This window comes from Vibrio sp. 378, from assembly GCF_033339435.1.
This window is the reverse complement of record NZ_JAWOUO010000745.1, coordinates 1-621: the sequence shown is the minus strand read 5'-3', so window position 1 is coordinate 621 and position 621 is coordinate 1. Positions and strand designations below refer to the sequence as shown.

2 protein-coding genes are annotated in these 621 nt (G+C 47.0%); both read left to right on the top strand.

Annotated elements, in window-relative coordinates:
- On the top strand, positions 1 to 297 hold a 297-nt coding region (gene nrdD, locus R7Q48_RS28625; protein ID WP_318133716.1), incomplete at its 5' end, for an anaerobic ribonucleoside-triphosphate reductase.
- A gap of 83 nt (positions 298 to 380) precedes the next feature.
- A partial coding sequence (locus R7Q48_RS28620; RefSeq protein ID WP_318133715.1) for a 4Fe-4S cluster-binding domain-containing protein occupies positions 381 to 621 on the top strand: 241 nt, incomplete at its 3' end.

Here is a 621-nt window from a genome sequence, read left to right as displayed (position 1 = left end):
GGTGAGTTCCCGAACATGCAACGTAACGTAGAAGCGCTAGAAAACGTGTGGGACTACAGTTACACCCGCGTTCCTTACTACGGGACCAACACTCCGATGGATGAGGGTTACGAATGTGGTTACACCGGTGAGTTTGAATGTACAAGCAAAGGCTTTACTTGCCCAAGTTGTGGCAATCACGATTCAACCAAAGTATCGGTGACACGTCGCGTATGTGGCTACTTGGGTAGCCCAGATGCACGTCCGTTTAACTTCGGCAAACAAGAAGAAGTTAAACGTCGAGTGAAACACCTATAAGGTTAATTACCACTCGATTCACACTTTGAAAATCAACCTGCTTTAGGTTGATTTTCTTTTTCGCGATAACAAAGAGACGCATTATGAACTACCACCAATATTATCCAATTGACGTTGTTAACGGACCGGGTACGCGCTGCACATTGTTTGTGTCGGGCTGTGTGCATCAGTGTCGTGGTTGTTATAACCAGTCGACGCAACGCTTGGATTCGGGTGTGTTGTTCACGCAAGAAGCGGAAGACAAGATCATCAATGATTTGAATGACACGCGCATTAAACGTCGCGGTTTGTCGTTGTCGGGCGGAGATCCGCTTCATCCTGCTA